General features: G+C 57.4%; 1 protein-coding gene and 1 pseudogene. Both read left to right on the top strand.

What is annotated here, in order from left to right:
* The first annotated feature begins 207 nt into the window (after positions 1-207).
* The gene (locus tag RTY00_RS11485; protein ID WP_312664521.1) at positions 208-825 is read left to right on the top strand and encodes a glutathione S-transferase; all 618 of its coding nucleotides are present in this window, start codon (positions 208-210) and stop codon (positions 823-825) included.
* Positions 826-835: 10 nt separating this feature from the next.
* A pseudogene (locus RTY00_RS11480) lies at positions 836-1091 on the top strand (FAD-binding oxidoreductase); the annotation flags it as partial.

Genomic DNA, 1091 nt, shown 5'->3' with positions numbered 1-1091 from the left:
GACCTTGACGCATTTGCCTGACGTGACCGAACAGTATTTGATTCGCTCCGCTACGCCTGGCGTTGAAGCCAAAAAGTAGTCCGCCTCTGATTCTTCCATTTTTCGCAACAATGACTTCGCTGATCAGGCTATTCTGCCGCTGAAATGTCTGTGCGAACCTTAGTTATCGCCGGGGATCATCCCGAGCAACACCTGAGGAACCGCAACATGAAACTCTATCACTTCCCGCTTTCTGGTCATGCTCACCGCGCACGTCTGTTCCTGTCGCTGCTAGATTTGCCGCATGAGGTTATCGATGTCGATCTCAAATCTGGCGAAAACAAAACGCCGGAATTTCTCGCCATGAATCCGTTTGGTCAGGTGCCGGTGCTGGAAGATGACGGCGTGTTTATTGCCGACTCCAATGCCATTCTGGTCTATCTGGCTAAGAAAAGCGGTCGCAGCGAATGGCTGCCGGAAGATGCCGCTGGCGCGGCGGCAGTGCAGCGCTGGCTAACCGTTGCTGCCGGAGATATCGCCTTTGGTCCGGCAGCGGCGCGTTTGATTACCGTGTTTGGCCGCCCGTTCAATCCCGAAGAGGTGATTGGCCGCGCACATCTGGTGCTGTCACGCATCGAGCAGCATCTCGAAGGCCGTGAATGGCTGGTCGGCGATGGCCCGACAATCGCCGACATCGCGCAGTACAGCTATATCGTCGGTGCGCCAGAAGGCAATGTCGATCTCTCTGGCTATCCGGCTGTGAACGCACTGCTGCGTCGCATCGAAGCGCTGCCAGGCTTTGTGCCCTTCCCGCAAACTGCGGCTGGCCTGCGCAGCATCGCCTGAGTCCACTATCATGAGCAAGAAACTGCCGGTTTGGCATCAGGGTGAAATCGCGCTGCAGCAACAGGCGGGCGTGGCGGAACGTATGGCGGAAGTCGGCCAGCGCGTGATCCGCGATCACATGCCCGATCAACATCGAGACTTCTATGCGCAGCTGCCGTTTATTGTGGCGGGTAGCGTTGATGCGCACGGCGATGCGTGGGCCACGCTACTCGAAGGCCAACCCGGTTTTATCTTCTCGCCCAATGCCACCACGCTGAATATCGAGG

Origin of the sequence: Pantoea sp. CTOTU49201 (assembly GCF_032054795.1) — a bacterium.
Taxonomy (GTDB): domain Bacteria; phylum Pseudomonadota; class Gammaproteobacteria; order Enterobacterales; family Enterobacteriaceae; genus Pantoea; species Pantoea symbiotica.
The sequence above is the reverse complement of the archived record's forward strand: the minus strand, read 5'-3'. Positions and strand labels throughout refer to the sequence as shown.